Here is a 17,502-nt window from a genome sequence, read left to right as displayed (position 1 = left end):
CATGCTCCCGCCGTGGTACATCAGCGCCATGGGCCTATTGACCTTCGGACTCAACGTGACGCTGGACGGGTGCTGCGACCATCGCGAGGGGATCGCGGACGACGAGCTGCACGACTACTTCACGCAGCTGATGGACGCAGCCGGGGCGATGCTGTGGGGGCGCGTCACGTACGAGCTCATGGAGAGCGCCTGGCCGGCGGTGGCGCGCGACGAGAACGCGCCACGCGCGATGCGGGAGTGGGCGCGCAAGCTGGAGGCCAAGCCGAAGTATGTGGTCTCGGCCTCGCGCCGCGACTTCCCGTGGAACAACACCTTCCGCCTCGAGGGGGATTTGCGTGAGGCCGTGACGCAGCTGAAGGAGAAGACCCCGCAAGGCGTGCTGGTGGGCAGTCCCACGCTCTCGACGGCGCTCGAGCGGCTGGGGCTGATCGATGAGTACCGTCTCGTTGTCCACCCTGTCTTCGCCGGCCACGGGCCGACGTTGTTCCAGGGCCTGGAGACCTCGCGGCGCCTCGAGCTCGTCTCGACGAAACTGCTGAAGTCCGGGCAGGTGGCGATGCATTACCGCCGCAAGGAGGGATGACCCGATCAGGCCGAGCGGTCCTCTCAAGATTGCTGGGCTTCTCGGGGTGGAGGCGGCGGGAATCGAACCTGCCGCTCGGAGCTTCTGGCGAGAGCGATCCAACTCGGTCGCGCCATTCAAGCAAGACTGCCCAGCACTGCACCCCCTGAGCAGGCTTGGCGGAACTCCGTGAGAGACCACCGGTAGTGCGTGCCCTCGCGAGGTAAGGTATTGGCTGCCGAGAGGACTACCCATATGCTGGTGGGACCTTATGCCTCGGCGCCATGCACTCTCCGTCTGCACGCTCTTATTGGCGTGCGCAACAGCTCCTGCCTCAGGGGCTTCTTGGGGATCGCCGCTAGCTGAATCGGGGCCATCCTCCCAGTGGCGGAGCACAGCTTCTCAGAATCTCTTCCGGAGCGAGGCTGCAACTCCAGAGAGGACTTTGGCATCAGACTCGGCTCCCGCAACTCCAAGCGAGGAATATGAGCCGAATACTAAAGACCCTTGGAAGTCACTTGCGTGCACGCAGGCGTGCGAGGCCGGTGGTGAGGCCATGGAGTCATTCTGTAGGGCGCTTCCTGACAGGACTGCAAGACAGGTTGCAATCAGGCGAGCATGCTGGGCGACCAGCAGGGCCTCCAAAGGAGCATGTATCGTGTTTTGCAATGCGTATTTCGGTCCTCCCGCTAAATCTAACCGCTGAGGTGGCATGTGCCCGAAGATGATTGGCGCCCGAAGTTGACCGTGATCGAAGTTCCTATCGCGGATGACTACTGGAGATACACTACTCCCGAGGGCAAGCGGCGCACTTCAAGACTCACAGTAGGGCAGCCTGTCCATTTCCCACAGGAGCGCTGCTGGTACACGCCAGTGATGATAGAGGGACATTTGGCCAAGGTGACGCCTATCTTCGGTCAGGGTCCTGTGGACGCGCTCATGAATGCGATGATGTTCATCAAGCGATTCAACGACGAGATGCGTGAAGTCGTATCTGGAGCCAAGCCGCGCAAGGATGTGAAAAAAGCGACCAGACAGAAGATGCAACGTGGGAAGGTGCCCTCGGACAGGACACGGAAAAAACCCTCACGCTCTTCTTCTCGTGCGAACCGGTGAAGCCCATAAGAGCCGAGCCCGTTCTTGCCGTCGTGCGCTCGACTGTGGAATTCAGCACAGATCCAGCCAAAACAGCAGGAGCCTTCCGTGCTCGCTGGTGACCTGCAATCCACTGTCAGCGAACCATCCTTGCCAATCAGAGTACCGCTCGCTGACAAGGCAGACTGACTGTGGCGTGGTCTCGGTGGGATGCGTGGCACCTGTGCCCCGCCAAATCGCCAGAATTTACCGAGCGAGCGCGGCTTTCTGGCGCAGCCGTCGAGTCAACGGGATTCTGGTGGCGTAGTGTCGTCGACCGCAGCCCGGCGAACCCCAAGAGAACGCCGCGTGTGCGGCGTGCTCCAATGGGGTTCCGCGCCGAATTTATGTAGGTACACTTGCTCTCTGAGCAAATCAAACGCCCACGACTCGCCCTCAAGAGCATTGCGCAGCGAGTTCTCGAACCGCTCCTGAAGTTCATCGTCTCGGACGCCGCCGTAGTCGACGATGCCCGTCGGCTCGCCTCGGTGGAGGCGCTCCCGAACGTACAGAATCTCTTGCTTGTGTCGCCGCGGGAGGAGGTGCCACGAATTCTTGACGGTGGTGATTTCGACCTGCCGGAGCCACCTCTTACGCCACCAAACGAGAGGCATGAGGCCGACCGCGCCAGCGACAATCCACGATGGAACGTACATGGTTAGCCAGCCTCCCGTACCCCGCGCGCGGGCGTCAATATGACAGGGGTGCAGTGGGGGCGCCTTATCGCTTCTTCTCCCGCGCCGTGAGGGGCTCGCGCGACCCGCCGCTGCGCGGCGCCCTCTACTTCTTCCCCTTCTTCGCCCCGCCCTCGGCCATCTCGTACTCGTCGCACCCGCGCTCCCGGAAGAGCGTCACCACGTTCCCCAAAGCAGGTGAGGAGGAGGCGAGAGCCGCACACGCCTCAAACGACCGCGAATGTCGTGGTGCGGCAGAGGCCGTGGTACGGCGGGAATCCGACGCCCACCTCCGCCAGCTGCCTATCCGAAGCGAGCGAGCGGAACTCGCCGACGTCGTCGCGGGTGTCGGCAGCGGAGCGGAGCACCTCGGCCAAGCGCGTCTCCTGGCCTCCTCGGCTGACGTAGAGGATGGCGCGCCCGGTGTCCGCGTCGAGGCGGTCCCTCACTCAGGGCAGTTCCTGCTTCACATCCTCCGGCCTCTTGAGGGACTCTAGGCGGCGGGAATCGAACCCGCCGACTGGGCTCGTACGCGAGCAGCCAGGGCTCTCAACGGCTCGCTACTTCCGGGCGTCGCTCAGCCTCGCCGCCTGCGTCAGCAGGTAGTTGCGCTCTGGGATGCTCGTCGTGCGGCCGGCGGCCTTCGTGTAGTGCTGGATGGCGCCTTCGGGGTCTCCCGCCCGCTCCAGCAGGTGGGCCCGGACCGCGTCGAGGCGGTGGTGCCCCGCCAGGCGCGCGTCGCCGTCGAGCGCCTTCAACAGCTCCAGCCCCGCCTCCGGGCCGTGCACCATCGCCGTCGCCACCGCGTGGTTGAGCGTCACCATCGGGTTGTCGGACAGCTGCATCAGCACGCCGTACAGCGCGAGAATCTGCGGCCAGTCCGTGTCCTCGGCCCTCGGCGCTTCGTCGTGCACCGCCGCGATGGCGGCCTGCACCGGGTACACCCCTATCGAGCCCTTCGACAGCGTCTCCGTCACGAGCGCGACGCCCTCGGCAATCGCTTGCGCGTCCCAGCGGCTGCGGTCCTGCTCGTCGAGCGGAATCAGCTCGCCCACAGGCCCCGTCCTGGCCTCGCGCCTCGCGTCCGTCAGCAGCATCAGCGCCAGCAACCCCGCCACCTCGCCGTCCTCCGGCAGCAGCGCTCGCAGCATTCGCGTCAGGCGCAGCGCCTCTCCCGACAGGTCCGTGCGGTGCAGCTCCGGGCCGCTGCTCGTCGTGTAGCCCTCGCTGAAGATGAGGTAGAGCACATGCAACACATTGCCGAGCCGCTGCGCGCGCTCCTCCACCGTGGGCAGCTGGAACGGCACCCCCGAGGCCTTGATGGTCTGCTTGGCCCGGCTGATTCGCTGCGCCATCGTCGCTTCCGGCACCAGGAACGCCTTGGCTATCTCCGCCGTCGTCAGACCTCCGACGGCTCGCAGCGTCAGCGCTATCGCCGAGGCCGAGGTGAGCGCGGGGTGACAGCACAGGAAGAGCAGGACGAGCGTGTCGTCCCTCCCCGCCGACTCATCGCTGTCCGGGGCCAGCGCCAGCTGCTCCTCCGGTGGCACCAGGCTGACCACCAGGGCTTCCCGGCGACGACGGGCCGCCTCGGCCCTCACCTGGTCCGTCAGGCGCCTCGCCGCCACCTGGATGAGCCAAGCGCGCGGCTCCTCGGGCACACCGTCGCGCGGCCATTGCGCGGTCGCCGCAATCAACGCCTCCTGGACCGCGTCCTCCGAGGCGGCGAAGTCGTGGAACCGCCGGACGACCAGGCCCAGCACCCGCGGCGCGAGCTCTCGCAGCAGGTGCTCGATATGCGGGGCCAGTGACGTCGGCATCACGTCAGACTTCGGGCGGCCCGCTCATCACCTGCCGCACCTCGATGGCCAGGTTCAGCGGCTTGCCACCGGGCCCGGGCGCCGCCGAGGCCTCCGCCGCAAGCTGATACGCGCGCTCGGGGCTCTCCACGTCCACAATCCAGTAGCCCGCCAGGAACTCCTTCGACTCCGGGAACACGCCGTCCGTGACGGGCCTGCCGTCACTCCCAGCCCGAATCAGCTTCGCCTGGTCCGGTCCCGCCAGCCCCTCGGCCGCCACCAGCTCACCCGCCGCGCTGAGCTTCTTCGCGAAGTCCTTCATGAACTGGATGTGCGCCTCGAGGTCCTTCCGCGGCCAGCTCGCCACCTGGTACGGCCCCCTGCTCGGCGTGTTCATCATCATCATGTACTTCATGGTCGGCGTCCTCTCCGTGCCTGCGCCCCTGGATTGAGTGCGCGGTCACCCATGGGTCGGAGCCAGGGGCGGGTTCTCGACATGCCCTTTTATTTTTCCCGCCGTCCCCCTGGCACGAAGAATCCGGCGGGCCAGCTCAGCGCTTCAGGGGGTCACCGTGCCGCTCGTTCAGCGCCACCGCCTCGCGCACCAGCGCCGCGAGCGACGCCGGGAGCGCGCCACCCTGCGGGATTCTCACGTACCTCATCCCCGCGCCCTCCCCTTCCAGGATGCCGTCGGCATCACTGAGCTGGCCGCCACGCCAGAACCCCAGCGTCACGTGCCCCTTCGCGGGCTTCACCAGGGCGAACGGGCCTCCGACGTCCCACACCGGATGCCCCCACTTCACGTACGCCGCCGCTTCCGGAGCCTCCTTCGCGATGAGCGCGGCCAGCGGACGCACGATGGCCTGCTGCCACCCCTCCAGCGCCGCGATGAAGCCCTCGATGGAGGCGCCTTTCGCTGCCAGGGCCTTCGGCACGACGGCCGAGGGCGAGAGCTTCGGGACAGCCTGCGCCGCCTTCGTCGCGACGGCCTTCTTCGCTGCGGCCTTCTTCGCTGCGGCCTTCTTCGGTGCTGCCTGCTTCGTCGCCGACTTCCTGGATGCGGCGCTCTTCGGGGTAGCCATCGAGGGGTTGCTCTCTTCCTGGGACTGGCGGTTCATCCTCACGACGAAGGACGCTCCGCAGGATCGACACGCCCGTGGGTCTTTTTTCAGCGCCGCCAAGTGCCTGAAATTCCTGACTCAGCGTGCCTGGGGCACCACGGGGCACCCTTCCCCCTGGCTGCCGGGCCGCCCTCAAGAGTTTTCCTGGGTGCTCCAGCCGCTCCGGTACGATGTCGGCGCGGGCCCTTCCCGGGCGCGCCTGCACGCACAGCCCGCACGGACCTCCTGGAGCTTCCCTGAGCACCGCCGTCCCGTTCCGCGACCCCTCGCCTCGCCCCGACTTTCCCTCCATCGACGTAGACGCCTTCGACCGCGACCTCTCCGCGCTCCGCGCCGAGCTGGGCACGTCGTTCGACCCCGAGGACCTGGCCCACTTCCGCAAGCTGGAGCGCTGGGGCCGCGCCTGCACCCTGCTCGGCTATGCCACCGCCTGGCTCGTGCCCAATCCCGTGTCCGCCCTGCTCCTGGCCCAGGGCAGCACCACGCGCTGGACGATGATGGCCCATCACGTCACCCACCGCGGCTATGACCGCGTGCGGGACGTCCCCGCGCGCTACACCGGGCGCGGCTTCGCCGCCGGCTGGCGCCGCGGCGTGGACTGGCTGGACTGGATTGCCCCGGACGCGTGGCGCCACGAGCACAACGTCCTCCACCACGGCCGCACCGGGGAGCGCATCGCCGACCCCGACCTCGTCGAGGACAACACCCGCTGGCTCCGCGACTCGCGCATGCCCATGTGGTTGAAGTACGTCCTCGTCACCCTCATCGCCTGCACGTGGAAGCTCACGTACTACGCCCCCAACACCTTCCAGGAGTGGCGCCGCGCCGAGCGCCGACGCGCCGGCGGCCCCGAGGAGGGCGAGAGCCACCTCATCGAGGCCTTCAACCCCCTCACCGCCGAGGGACGCGCCTTCTGGTGGACCTCCGTGCTGCCCTACGCCGCCGTGCGCTTCGGGCTGCTGCCCCTGCTCTTCCTCCCGCTCGGCACCTGGGCCGCCACCTGCGTGCTCATCAACAGCGTGCTGGCCGAGGTGCTCACCAACCTGCAGACCTTCCTCCTCATCGCCCCCAACCACGCGGGCGAGGACCTCTACCGCTTCGAGGACCGCGGCTCCGGCCGCGCCGAGTACTACGTCCGGCAGGTGGTGGGCGCCGCCAACTACCGCACCGGCGGAGACGTGGTCGACTTCCTCCACGGCGGGCTCAACTACCAAATCGAGCACCACCTCTGGCCCGACCTGACGCTGCGGCAGTACCAGCAGCTCCAGCCCCGGGTGAAGGCCCTGTGCGAGCAGCACGGCGTGCCCTACGTGCAGGAGGGCGTCTTCCGCCGCCTGAGCAAGCTCGTCCACATCATGGTGGGCAAGACGTCGATGCGCAGCGTGGCGTCGCGGCAGGTGTCGTCGCGGGAGTAGCGGGGCTTCAGCCCACGGGCGGCGCGGCCTGGGCGGACTCCAGGGGACGGCCCGGGTGCGCTCGCGCCTGGCAGATGGCCCACGCCGCGTTCACCAGCCCCACGTGGCTGAAGGCCTGCGGGAAGTTGCCCCGCACCTCGCGGCGCTCCGGGTCCACCTCCTCCGCGAGCAGCCCCACGTCGTTCGCGAAGGACGCCGCGCGGGTGAAGGTGACGGTGGCCGCCTCCAGCTCGCCCGCCAGCGCCTGCACCTGCGCCAGCCAGAAGGTACACAGCAGGAAGGCGCCTTCGTCCCCCTCCACGCCGTCATCCATCCGGTAGCGGTAGAGCAGCCCGTTGGGGTCCATGAGCCCCCCGGTGATGGCGCGGACCGTGGAGCGCACCCGCGCGTCCGTGGCCGGCAGGAAGCCGACGATGGGAATCATCAGCGCCGCCGCGTCCAGCACGTCCGAGCCGAAGGACTGCGTGAAGGCGCCCACCTGCTCGTTCCAGCCGTCCTTCAGGATGACCCGGCGCACCTCGTCGCGCTCCCGGCGCCAGCGCTCCACCCGGTCTCCCGCCTCCAGCCGCTCCGCCAGTTGCAGCGCCCGGTCCAACGCCACCCAGCACATCAGCTTCGAGTGCAGGAAGTGGCGCGGCTCGCCGCGCACCTCCCAGATGCCCTGGTCCCGCTCCCGCCACCGCTTCGCCGCCAGGTCCGCCGAGTCCACCAGGAAGCGGCGGAACGTGCCGTCCAGCTTCTCCAGCATGTCCCCCAGCCGGTGCACCGAGCACAGCAGCTCGCCGTACACGTCCAGCTGCCGCTGCGACCAGGCGTTGTTGCCCACGCGCACCGGCGAGGTGCCCCGCCAGCCGTCGAGGTGGCCCAGCTCCCGCTCCGTCAGGTCATGCTCGCCGCCGACGCCAAAGACGGCCTGCAGCTCCTCACCGTGGGCGAGCTGCGTCTGCGCGGCCTCCGCGAGGAACTGGAAGTAGCGCTCCGCCTCGTCCGGGCACGCGGCCACCCACAGCGCGTCCAGCGTGAAGCTGGCGTCGCGCATCCAGGTGTAGCGGTAGTCCCAGTTGCGCGAGCCCCCGAGCTCCTCGGGCAGGGACGTGGTGGGCGCGGCGATGATGGCCCCCGTCGGCTGGAAGGTGAGCCCCTGCAGCACGCAGCCGCTGTGCTTCACCAGCGCCTGCCACGGGCCCTCGTAGTTCTGGTGCTCGTCGGACCAGGAGCGCCACGTCTCGGTGGTGTCCTCCACGCGGTGGGCAATCTTCTCCTGCGTCCACGGCGCCACGGGCTCCGCCCACGCCACGTGGTGCTGCGCCGCGAAGCCCGCGGACTGGCCCTCGCGGAGCGTGAAGGTGGCTCGCACGTCCGCGCCCTCCAGGCGCAGCGGCACCGGCGAGGAGAGCAGCAGCGCCTCCGCGCCGCCGCGACACACCACCCCGCCGTCCACGGGCCGGAGCGTCGGGGAGATGAGCCCGTACTCCGGCCTGGCGCTCAGCTCCAGCGCGAGCGTCACCTCGCCCTTCGTACACGTCACGTGGCGCAGCAGCACACCGGGCGAGGCCCGGCCCAGGTCGTGCCCGCGCTCGTGGCTGCCCATGGCCAGCGCGTCCACCAGCACCACCGTGCCCGTGGGCGTGTCGAAGGTCGTCTCCAGCACCAGCGTCTGCTCGCGGTAGCGGCGGGTGGCGTCGAAGGGCCCCTCGGGGCACAGGGAGAAGTGGCCGGCGCGCGCGTCCAGGAGCCGGCCGAAGAGGGCCGGCCCGTCGAAGCGGGGGAAGCACAGCCAGTCCACCGAGCCCCTCCGGCTCACCAGCGCCGCAGAGCGGCAGTCCGACAGCAGGGCATAGTCACTGATGGGGAGCGAGCTCATCCCCGCTCAGGGTTGGGCCGGGCGACTCCAGTCACAAGGAGCGGCGGGCGCCCAGGTGGGCACTGGGGCGCCTGGGCGGGGGGCAGGCGTCCGTGCCTGCTCACGGCCGGGCGGCTTCGCGGGTGACTGCGTTACCTCGGGCGGAAGGCAGGCGGGCCTCGATGACGGCGCGGACGATGTGGTCGGCGGCCGCGTCCACCTCCTCCTGCGTGGTGAAGCGGCCCAGGCCCAGGCGCAGGCTGGCGTGGGCGAGGTCCTCCGACACGCCCATCGCGAGCAGCACGTGGCTGGGGCGCAGGTTGCCGGACATGCACGCCGAGCACGTGGAGAAGGCCACGTGGTGCTGGAGCCGCTCGATGAGCAGCTCCCCGTCCACGTCCTCGAAGCTGACGTTGAGGTTGCCCGGCAGCCGGTGGTCCAGGTCGCCGTTGACGTGGAGCCCGGGCAGCCGCTCCGTCAGCGCGGCGAGCAGGCGCGTGCGCAGCCGCAAGAGGCGCGTCCCCTCCTCCAGCAGCTCCGCCGCGGCCAGCTCGCAGGCCTCGCCGAGCGCGACGAGCTGGTGCACGGGGAGCGTCCCCGCCCGCAGGCCCGACTCCTGGCCTCCGCCGAGAAGCAGCGGCGAGAGCCGTCCGTGCGAGGCCCGGGGGCCCACGTACAGGGCGCCAATCCCCTTGGGCGCATAGAGCTTGTGGCCCGACAGCGACAGCAGGTCCACGTGGAGGGCGCGCACGTCCAGCGGGCACTTCCCGCACGTCTGCGCGGCGTCCGTGTGGAACAGGGCGCCGTGCTCCTGGCACAGCCGGCCAATGGCCGCCACGTCGTTGAGGACGCCCGTCTCGTTGTTGGCGTGCATCACGCTGACCAGGACGGTGTACGGCCGGAGCACGGCCCGCACATGCTCCTCACGCACGCGCCCGTCCGGCGGCACCTTCAGCACCGTCACCTCGCAGCCCTGGCGCTCCAGCCAGCGCACCGGCTCCAGCACCGACTTGTGCTCGATGGCGGTGGTCACCACGTGCCGGCGCGGCTGACGGCACGCCTGCAGCACGCCCAGCAGCGCCAGGTTGTTGCTCTCCGTGGCGCCGCTGGTGAAGACCACCTCGTCGTGCTGCGCCTTCAGCAGGCTCGCGACCCGGGCGCGCGCCGTGTCCACCGCGCCCGCCGCCTCCCAGCCGTAGGCGTGCAGCCGGCTGCCCGCGCTGCCGAAGCGCTCCACCAGGTAGGGCAACATCGCCTCGACCACGCGCGGGTCGCACGGCGTCGTCGCGTGGTGGTCCAGGTAGATGGGGCCCCGGACGCGCGCCGGCGCGCGCATGTCCGTACCCGGCAGCGGGGCTGCAGTCCTGCGTGGCTCCATGGATTTCCCCCCGAGGCGCAAGTCGCGATGCGACTGACAGGCCAAGGACCGACTTCGATGGGCATACTGCAAAGCCTCCAGGTTTGACAAATCAAGACCTGGCTGCGCGTTTCAGACTCCGAGACGCGACGCGGCAGAGATGAAAATCCCTCTCGAACGCACCCTGGAATTTTTGACATTCATTGCGTGGCACGAGGTGGAGGCTCACCCCGGGGGGTGTAAGCACGGGCCCGGACGTTGGGCTAACGTCCGCCGCCATGCACCTCACGCGCCTCTCCACCGCAGTGCTGCTGACGTGGCTCGCCGTCACGGGCTGCAACCGGGACCCGGGCTCGAAGCCCGCTTCGCCCACGCCTCCGGCGGCTCCCGCGCGGGCTCCGCTGTCCCCCGGCTTCGAGAAGGCGGGGCTCGTCGCGCCCATGACGGCGCCGGGCGAGGTGGACCCGGGCGAGGTGGACCTCGCCGAGCTGCGCGACTCCGTCGCCGACCCCCAGGTGCTCAGCGAGGCGCAGCTCGCCGAGCTGAGCCGCGCCGGGTTCGAGCGGGGAGAGCCGTCCCGCGCCGGGCCCACCGGGAGCCCCCAGGGCTCCGTGGACCGGAACTCCGTGGACCGGGATTCCATGGACCGGGACGAGGGCGCGGTGGAAGAGGAGGCCCGTGAGGCGGCCCGCGAGGAGGCCTACGCAGAGGCGGAAGCGGCGGCCAGTGAGCGGCAGGTCCGCGCATTGGTTGCGCCTTCGCCTCCGCCGGCGGCCGCCCCGAGCAGGGACATGGTGCGGAGGGAGGCCCCCGTCACCGCGCGGCCCAGGCCGTCAAGGGCGGGCCCGGCGGCCCCGAGGGAGTCGGAGGACGAGGGGGGCGTCCAGGGCGGCGTCGTAGGCGGCGTCGTGGGCGGCGTCATCGGGGGCGTGGTCGGCGGGCAGATGGCCGCGCCGTCCTCCTCCGGGTACATGGGGGCGCCCTCGCCGGAGCCCGCCAGGGGAGACCCGAGGCTCCAGCAGAAGCGCCGGGAAATCATCCAGATCATCAAGGGCGGCTCGGACCCCGCCGCGTCTCCCAGCAAGCCCTCGCCGAAGCCCGCCGGGGACCTGCCCACCCCCGTGCTGCCCAAGGTGGAGGCCACCGCCCGCGCCGCCAAGGTGCTGGTGCTGGACGAGTCCGGCCGCTACCAGCCCCTCAAGACGCGCGCCATCCGCGTGGTGACGTACATCCAGGGCTCGCGCGCCCGCACCGTGGTGGACCACCTCTTCGAGAACGACACGCCCCGCAACCTCGAAGGCACCTTCTACTACCCGCTGCCGGGCGGCGCCGCCGTCGCCGGCTTCGCGATGTACTCCGGCGCCGTCGCCGTCAACACCCCGTCCCTCTTCCAGTCCACCGAGTTGCTGCCGCCGCTGGGCGACGCCTCCGCCCGGATGGAGGACCTGGGCGCCTCCGCGCCGCCGAGCGAGAAGGGCGCAAAGCGCTCCTGGGGCGAGCGGCAGGAGGCCCGCGTCGTGGAGCAGAAGCGTGCGCGCGAGGTGTACGAGCAGATTGTCCGCAACGACGTGGACCCCGCCCTGCTGGAGTGGGCCGGCGCGTCCACCTTCAGCGCCCGCGTCTTCCCGCTGCCGCCCCGGTCGCTCAAGCGCGTGGTCATCGCCTACGAGCAGACGCTCCTCTTCGACGGCCAGCGCCTGCGCTACACGTGGCCGCTGCCCGCCGGCACCGGCAAGGACCTGCAGGTCTCCGCGCGCATCCACGTGGACCCGGACCAGGCGAAGGACATCACCGTGCAGCCCGAGGCCGGCACCGCGCCGCGCACCCTGGGCCCGTGGCGCGCGTATGACTTCACGAAGCTGAAGGGAGACGGCGCGCTCGACGTGGCCCTCACCCCGAAGCACCCGGACGCGGACGTGCTGGTGGGCGAGGACCCGGCGGGCCTGTCCGGCCACGCCTTCCACGCACGCATCCGCCTGCCCGCGCGGCTCACGTCGGAGGCGGAGGGCCCGGCCACCGGACGCGCGGTGCTGGTGGTGGACACCTCCCTGTCCGCCGAGGACGGCAACGCGTGGGCGCTCCAGGCCGCCACGCTGCGCGCCCTGCTGGAGAAGGACGCCACGCTGAAGGAGTACGCCGTGCTCCTCTTCGACGTGCGCCCGCGCTGGCTCCACGGGCCCGGCTGGCGCGCCAATGACGCCAGCGCGCGCAAGGAGACCTTCTCCGAGCTGGAGCGCGTCTTCCTGGAGGGCGCGTCCCACGTGGACGGCATGCTGACGGAGCTGGACCGGGCCGGCGGCGAGTGGCTCAAGCCCGCCAAGCCCGACGAGCGCGTCACCGCCTTCCTGCTGTCCGACGGCAACGCCACCTGGGGCCAGAGCCGCGTGGAGTCGCTCGTCTCCCGCCATCCCAGCGCCGAGGCGCTGCGCTGGGTGACGTACCGCTTCGGCGAGGCCGCGGTGAATACGGACTTGTTCGACGCCCTGGCGCGCTCCAGCAACGGCCGGGTGGTGAATGTGCTCTCCGGCTCGGAGGTGGACGCCGCCGCGCGCGCGCACCGCGCCGCATCCGTGGTGCTGGAGCGGGTGGCGGTGAAGGGCACCGCCGCGAAGGACCTCATCGTCGCGGGCCGGCCCCACCTCGTCTTCCCCGGCCAGGAGCTGCTGGTGGCCGGGCGCCTGCCGGACAAGGGCGACGCGCAGCTCGAGGTGGTGACGCGGGCTGGTGGCGAGGCGCGCACCCTGGTGGTGCCGCTGCCCCGGGACGAGGACAGCACCTTCGCCCCGCGCGCGTGGGCGGAGCTGTTCGTGGCCCGGCTGGTGGCCCTGGACGACACACGGCTGGACCGCATGGTGGTGGCGCTCAGCCAGCACTACCGGCTGGCCAACGCGCGTGCGTCCATGCTCGTGCTGGAGTCCGAGGGCGACTACACCCGCTTCGCCATCCGCGACGAGCGCGTGGAGCTGGACGATTTGGAGTCGCTGCGCCGCCAGGAGGAGGACCAGCGCCGCGACAAGCTGCAGGGCATTGCCCTGGACGACGTGCCCAAGTCCGGCCAGGACGTGGTGCGCGGGCTCAAGGAGCGCCAGGGGAGCCTGTCCGCCCTGCTCCGCCGCCAGCCGCTGCGGGACGACCCGTACGCGGGCGGCGAGGAGCGGCTCCAGGCGGAGCTGAAGTACCAGCAGGAGCGCCGCGCCAACCGGGACGACCTCATGGTGTACGAGGCCGTGGCCCGCAAGCGCGCCTTCGCGGGGGACACCTGGGGCGCCGTGCGCGCCCTGTCCTCGCCCGTGGAGCTGCGCCCCAAGGACGCGGAGGCCCTGCGGCTGGTGGGCTACGGCCTGCTCGCCCTGGGCCAGTACCCCGCCGCCGTCGAGCTGTTCGAGCACGTGCGCCTCAACCGCCCCTTCGAGGGCCAGGCCTTCCTGGAGGAGGCGCTCGCGCTGGATGCGGCGGGCCGCTACGCGGAGGCGGCGCGCAACTACGAAATCGTGCTCGCGCGGAGCTGGAACCGGCACAAGGACCCGATGCGCGTCGCGGCCGCGCACCACTACGGGCGGATGCTCTGGTCCCTGGCGCGACACCCGGGCGCGGAGCCCGTCGCCGCCATGCTGCGCGCCCGGCTGGGCGAGCTGGAGCAACTACAGCCCAATGACGCGGGCCACCAGCTGAGCGCATCCGCCATCGACTACCAGCTCACCACGCACTGGAACTCGGACAGCACGGACATCGACCTGTGGGTCATCGAGCCCAGCGGCGAGCGCTGCTTCTACCAGCGCAAGCAGACGCGGCTGGGCGGGCGCCTGTTCTGGGACATCACCGATGGCCTGGGGCCGGAGCTGTACCACGCGCGCAAGGCGGCCCCGGGGCCGTACCACGTGGTGGTGCACTACTTCGGCAGCCGCTCCGCCCGGGACGTGGTGCCCACCGCCCTGCTGCTGGTCAGCGACCGGGGCGTGTTCGACGAGACGGCGACCCACCCGCGGCGCTTCCAGCTGCGCATCCTTCCGAAGACGAACGCCCGGCTCCTGCTGCGCCGCGAGGAGCTGGTTCCGCTGGCGAAGGCGCAGGTGGCCACGCAGCCCGCGCCGTGAGCGGGGGCGCCGCCGAGGACCTCAAGCGCCTGGACTGGCGGCTGCGCGAGGTGGTGCTGGTGCCGGTGGACCGGCTCCACTGACGCGGGGCCTGGAACCTGGAACCTGGCCCGGCAGTCCCGGGCCGTGTCGGAAATCCGGCGGAGCGGTGCACCGGCCCCGACGTGACACGGTGGACATCTCCGTCTGTGCCAGCGGACGCGCCTCCGCTCCAGACGGCGGTGCCTCCGCCACCTCGCGCAGGGCCTCCGCTGGCCCGGAGGAAAACACCGGGGGTGCCCTGGCGGTCCATCCCCGCGCCCCCGCGGAGCGCCTATCCCACGGGCACTGCCGTACGAGCCCACCCCGCTTCCACCCCGCTTCCGGAGATACCGATGATGGCCGCCACCAACCCGATGCCGATGACCCCGCCCTCCAGCATGCCGATGATGGGCATGGGAATGCCCCCCATGATGGGCATGCCGATGATGGGCATGGGGATGCCTCCCATGATGGGCATGAACCCGATGATGGGAATGAACCCGATGATGGGCATGGGCATGGGCATGAACCCGATGATGGGCATGGGGATGAACCCCATGGGCATGGGCATGCCGATGATGATGCCGATGATGATGCGTCAGATGGCGCCGATGATGGCGCGGATGACGTGTGAGATGGGCAAGGACGGCATGCTGTGCAAGCTGATGCCGATGGAAGGTCAGGACATGGCGATGATGAAGGAGTGCTGTGACGCCATGAACGCCATGATGACCATGGGCGCGCCGGTGATGATGATGTGCAACGGCATGCCGATGTTGATGTGCACGGCCCGCTGACGGGCCCGCCTCTCAGCCGACTTCCTCGGCGTACGTCATCACCAGGTACATCTGGAGGTCCTCGGGCCCCACGCTGCGGTAGACGTGGGGCTTGTCGGCCTCGAAGAGGATGGCGTCGCCCGCCGTCAGCACATGGCGCTCGGCGCCGACCTCCAGCTCCAGCGTGCCGCGCGTGACGATGAGGTTCTCCAGCGTGCCGGGCGGGTGCGGCTCGGCGCGCTCCTCGCTGTCGCCCTTGAGCTGCAGCTCGTAGAACTCCACGCGGCGGGGCGCGTCGAACGGGAAGAGCGCCCGGGACACGAAGCGCCCGTCATGCGAGGTGAGGCGCTTGGCCTCGCGCGCCCGCATCACCCGCGTCCCCGCGCCGCCCGTCATGCTGATGAGCGCGGAGAAGGGCAAGTCCAACGCGCGGGCAATCTTCCACAGCACGTTGATGGTGGGCGCGCTCTGCCCCAGCTCAATCTGCCCCAGCATCGCCCGGCTCACGCCGGAGGCCTTCGCCAGCCGCTCCAGCGACAGCCCGCGCTGGCTGCGCAGCCGGCGCAGGTTCTTCCCCACGACGGGGGCCAGGTCCTGATCCGAGTCCGGAGGGGCCGCCTCGTACGCCCAGGCCGGGTCCCCCTCCGGGGGTGCTTCCGGGGAGGCGGGCGCCGGCCCGGTGGGAGCCTCGGGTGTCTCACTCGCGGGCGGGCGTCCACGCTCCGACGCGCCCGCCTTCCGCCGACCCGTGTTCTCCCGAACCGACTTCATGCCGGCCAGACTACTACCCACACCCAGACGGGCATCCAGGCCCGCACCGGCGCAGGGCGCATCAGCTGACACTGCTCGGCTTCACGCTTCTTGCGGAAGTCCTGCAGGTCGATGACGGCTGCGCTCATGGGGGGCCTCTGGGTTACCGGACGGAATTCCGCCAAAACGGATGGGAGCAATATCCGTTATGGCGGATGAATCGTCAAGGCAACGGAAAGTGCGAGTGGAGCCTCAGCGGTGCTCGGTGGCGTAGGCCCAGAGTTCAATCGGCGTCGCGAAGTAGACCCAGCCGAAGAAGCCGCCGACGGCCGAGCGGTCCGGCGGCCGGAAGTACGGCGTGTCCCGGACGCCGAGCAGCTTCAGCAGCCCGCCGAGCGTCACCGTCCACAGCACCTGCAGGGTGAAAGTGAGGATGTACGAGAAGGCCACGAAGGGCAGGTAGAGCGGCCCGAGGATTCGCGCCTGGAGCACGTGGACCTTCTCGTGCAGGCCGGCGCCGCCCAGGTTCACCGTGCCCAGCGTCTGGAGCACGTCGTGGCCGAAGCCCGTCCCCGGGCCCGAGGGCAGGTAGACGACCCAGCCCCGGCCCTCGGACTCACGCTTCGAGAGGTCTCCGAACCAGAGATAGATGAGGTTGCCGAAGACGAAGCCGAAGAGGGTGTTGGGCAGGCTCCACGTGGTGTCCACGAGCAGCTCCAGCCACCCCTTCCCGGTGTCCAGGTCGTAGCTGGCCAGCGCGCCGGCCTCCAGGCCGTAGCCTCCGCCCAGCCCCAGGCCGAGCAGCACCGCCACCGAGGTGGGTAGCGCGCCCCCCGTGAGCAGGCTGACGAGCAGCAGCGTCAGCGTGGAGAGGACGGCCGAGACGAGAAACGTGAGGAAACCTTTCAGGACTCCGGGCATGAATGCCTCCGTGAAAAGGCCCCGGCCGGGTGTCCGGCGGGGGCCCTGGATTCACGGGGGGCGGAGTCGGCGCCCGGGGGTTGTGACGGCCCGCGGCGGCCTCAGGGGCCCTTGGGCGCGTTGGCGCTGAAGGTGTCACACGCCTGCACGGTGCCCTGCTCCAGCCCGCGGCGGAACCAGAACACGCGCTGCGCCGAGGAGCCGTGGGTGAAGGACTCCGGGACGACGCGGCCGCGCGCGCGGCGCTGGAGCGTGTCGTCACCGATGGCCGTCGCCGCGCCCAGCCCCTCCTCCACGTCGCCCTGCTCCAGCACCTGCCGCTGGCGCTGCGCGTGGTGGGCCCAGATGCCGGCGAAGCAGTCCGCCTGGAGCTCCTGGAGCACGGACAGCGCGTTGGCCTCGCGCTCGGACAGGCGGGAGCGCCGCGCGTGGACCTCGTCGGAGATGCCCAGGAGGTTCTGCACGTGGTGCCCCACCTCGTGCGCCACCACGTACGCCTGCGCGAAGTCACCCGGCGCGCCGAAGCGGCGGTCCAGCTCGTTGAAGAACTCCAGGTCCAGGTACACGCGCTGATCCGGCGGGCAGTAGAACGGCCCCACCGCGCTGTCCTGCGTGCCACACGCGGACTGCACCGCGTCCGAGAAGAGCACCAGGCGCGGCTGCGCGTACTGCACGCCGAGCGGCCGCAGCAGGCCGGGCCAGGTGTCCTCCGTGTCCGCCAGGACGACGGACACGAAGTCCTTGAGCTCCTCCTGCCGCGGGTCCACCGGCTGGCCCGAGCCGCCCGTGCCCGTGCCCGTGTAGGGGTCCTGCCCGCCCCCGGAAATCACGTCCGAGGGGTCCCCTCCGAGCAGCATCACCAGCAGCGCCACCACGATGGACGCGGCCCCTCCGCCCACCGCCAGCGGCCGGCCCACGCCACTGCCCCGGCGGTCCTCGACATTCGAGCTGCGACGTCCTCCCTGCCACTTCATGCGGCCTCCCCTGCTGTCCGTACCCCGCTCGCCCGAAGGTAGGCAGCCCGGCCCGTGGTAG

The 17,502-nt window shown here is 70.4% G+C and carries 14 protein-coding genes and 1 pseudogene; 5 read left to right on the top strand and 10 right to left on the bottom strand.

Features of this window, described 5'->3' with window-relative positions; genetic code table 11:
* The first annotated feature begins 28 nt into the window (after positions 1 to 28).
* Positions 29 to 583: a dihydrofolate reductase family protein gene (locus LXT23_RS23520; protein WP_253983145.1), complete on the top strand. Its 555-nt coding sequence runs from the start codon at positions 29 to 31 to the stop codon at positions 581 to 583.
* Positions 584 to 1,276: 693 nt separating this feature from the next.
* Entirely contained in the window at positions 1,277 to 1,678 is a 402-nt protein-coding gene (locus LXT23_RS23515) for a hypothetical protein (protein WP_253982512.1), read from the top strand.
* Positions 1,679 to 2,597: 919 nt separating this feature from the next.
* On the opposite strand, the pseudogene LXT23_RS23510 reads toward LXT23_RS23515, so the two are convergent.
* The 4 genes and pseudogenes from LXT23_RS23510 to LXT23_RS23495 all read right to left on the bottom strand — a co-directional run.
* Positions 2,598 to 2,870: pseudogene (locus tag LXT23_RS23510) on the bottom strand (head morphogenesis protein); the annotation flags it as partial.
* Between the two features lie 60 nt (positions 2,871 to 2,930).
* Positions 2,931 to 4,190, bottom strand: coding sequence for an RNA polymerase sigma factor (locus tag LXT23_RS23505; RefSeq protein WP_253982510.1), 1,260 nt, complete (start codon positions 4,188 to 4,190; stop codon positions 2,931 to 2,933).
* A gap of 4 nt (positions 4,191 to 4,194) precedes the next feature.
* Positions 4,195 to 4,584, bottom strand: a complete 390-nt coding sequence (locus tag LXT23_RS23500; RefSeq protein ID WP_253982509.1) for a YciI family protein — start codon at positions 4,582 to 4,584, stop codon at positions 4,195 to 4,197.
* Between the two features lie 136 nt (positions 4,585 to 4,720).
* A complete protein-coding gene (locus LXT23_RS23495; protein ID WP_253982508.1) occupies positions 4,721 to 5,251 on the bottom strand; it encodes a DUF1801 domain-containing protein in 531 nt (176 codons plus the stop codon).
* A gap of 275 nt (positions 5,252 to 5,526) precedes the next feature.
* Here LXT23_RS23495 and LXT23_RS23490 point away from each other — a divergent pair, with 275 nt between their 5' ends.
* Positions 5,527 to 6,705: a fatty acid desaturase family protein gene (locus tag LXT23_RS23490; RefSeq protein WP_253983144.1), complete on the top strand. Its 1,179-nt coding sequence runs from the start codon at positions 5,527 to 5,529 to the stop codon at positions 6,703 to 6,705.
* 7 nt (positions 6,706 to 6,712) lie between these two features.
* Here LXT23_RS23490 and LXT23_RS23485 read toward each other — a convergent pair whose 3' ends face one another.
* Both LXT23_RS23485 and LXT23_RS23480 read right to left on the bottom strand, forming a co-directional pair.
* Positions 6,713 to 8,569: a glycoside hydrolase family 15 protein gene (locus LXT23_RS23485; RefSeq protein ID WP_253982507.1), complete on the bottom strand. Its 1,857-nt coding sequence runs from the start codon at positions 8,567 to 8,569 to the stop codon at positions 6,713 to 6,715.
* Positions 8,570 to 8,669: 100 nt separating this feature from the next.
* Complete coding sequence (locus LXT23_RS23480) at positions 8,670 to 9,884, bottom strand: cysteine desulfurase family protein (protein WP_253982506.1); 1,215 nt, start codon at positions 9,882 to 9,884, stop codon at positions 8,670 to 8,672.
* Positions 9,885 to 10,183: 299 nt separating this feature from the next.
* On the opposite strand from LXT23_RS23480, the gene LXT23_RS23475 reads away from it, so the two are divergent.
* Positions 10,184 to 13,999 carry a VIT domain-containing protein gene (locus LXT23_RS23475; protein WP_253982505.1) on the top strand — a complete coding sequence of 1,272 codons (3,816 nt, stop codon included), beginning with the start codon at positions 10,184 to 10,186 and terminating at the stop codon, positions 13,997 to 13,999.
* Between the two features lie 374 nt (positions 14,000 to 14,373).
* Complete coding sequence (locus LXT23_RS23470; protein WP_253982504.1) at positions 14,374 to 14,817, top strand: hypothetical protein; 444 nt, start codon at positions 14,374 to 14,376, stop codon at positions 14,815 to 14,817.
* Between the two features lie 12 nt (positions 14,818 to 14,829).
* Here the strand turns inward: LXT23_RS23470 and LXT23_RS23465 are convergent, their stop codons facing one another.
* From LXT23_RS23465 to ypfJ, 4 genes are all read right to left on the bottom strand, one after another.
* Positions 14,830 to 15,567: a helix-turn-helix domain-containing protein gene (locus LXT23_RS23465; protein WP_253982503.1), complete on the bottom strand. Its 738-nt coding sequence runs from the start codon at positions 15,565 to 15,567 to the stop codon at positions 14,830 to 14,832.
* The gene (locus LXT23_RS49735) at positions 15,564 to 15,695 is read right to left on the bottom strand and encodes a hypothetical protein (RefSeq protein WP_256561106.1); all 132 of its coding nucleotides are present in this window, start codon (positions 15,693 to 15,695) and stop codon (positions 15,564 to 15,566) included. The genes LXT23_RS23465 and LXT23_RS49735 overlap by 4 nt, the downstream gene beginning before the upstream one ends.
* 103 nt (positions 15,696 to 15,798) lie before the next feature.
* On the bottom strand, positions 15,799 to 16,467 hold the full coding sequence (locus tag LXT23_RS23460; protein ID WP_253982502.1) for a hypothetical protein: 669 nt from the start codon (positions 16,465 to 16,467) through the stop codon (positions 15,799 to 15,801).
* A 101-nt stretch (positions 16,468 to 16,568) separates the two neighbouring features.
* Positions 16,569 to 17,441: a KPN_02809 family neutral zinc metallopeptidase gene (gene ypfJ, locus LXT23_RS23455; protein ID WP_253982501.1), complete on the bottom strand. Its 873-nt coding sequence runs from the start codon at positions 17,439 to 17,441 to the stop codon at positions 16,569 to 16,571.
* Positions 17,442 to 17,502 lie beyond the last annotated feature (61 nt).

The organism is Pyxidicoccus xibeiensis (assembly GCF_024198175.1).
Taxonomy (GTDB): Bacteria; Myxococcota; Myxococcia; order Myxococcales; family Myxococcaceae; genus Myxococcus; species Myxococcus xibeiensis.
Note: the sequence above shows the minus strand (reverse complement) of the source record. Positions and strands in the feature narration are given on the sequence as shown.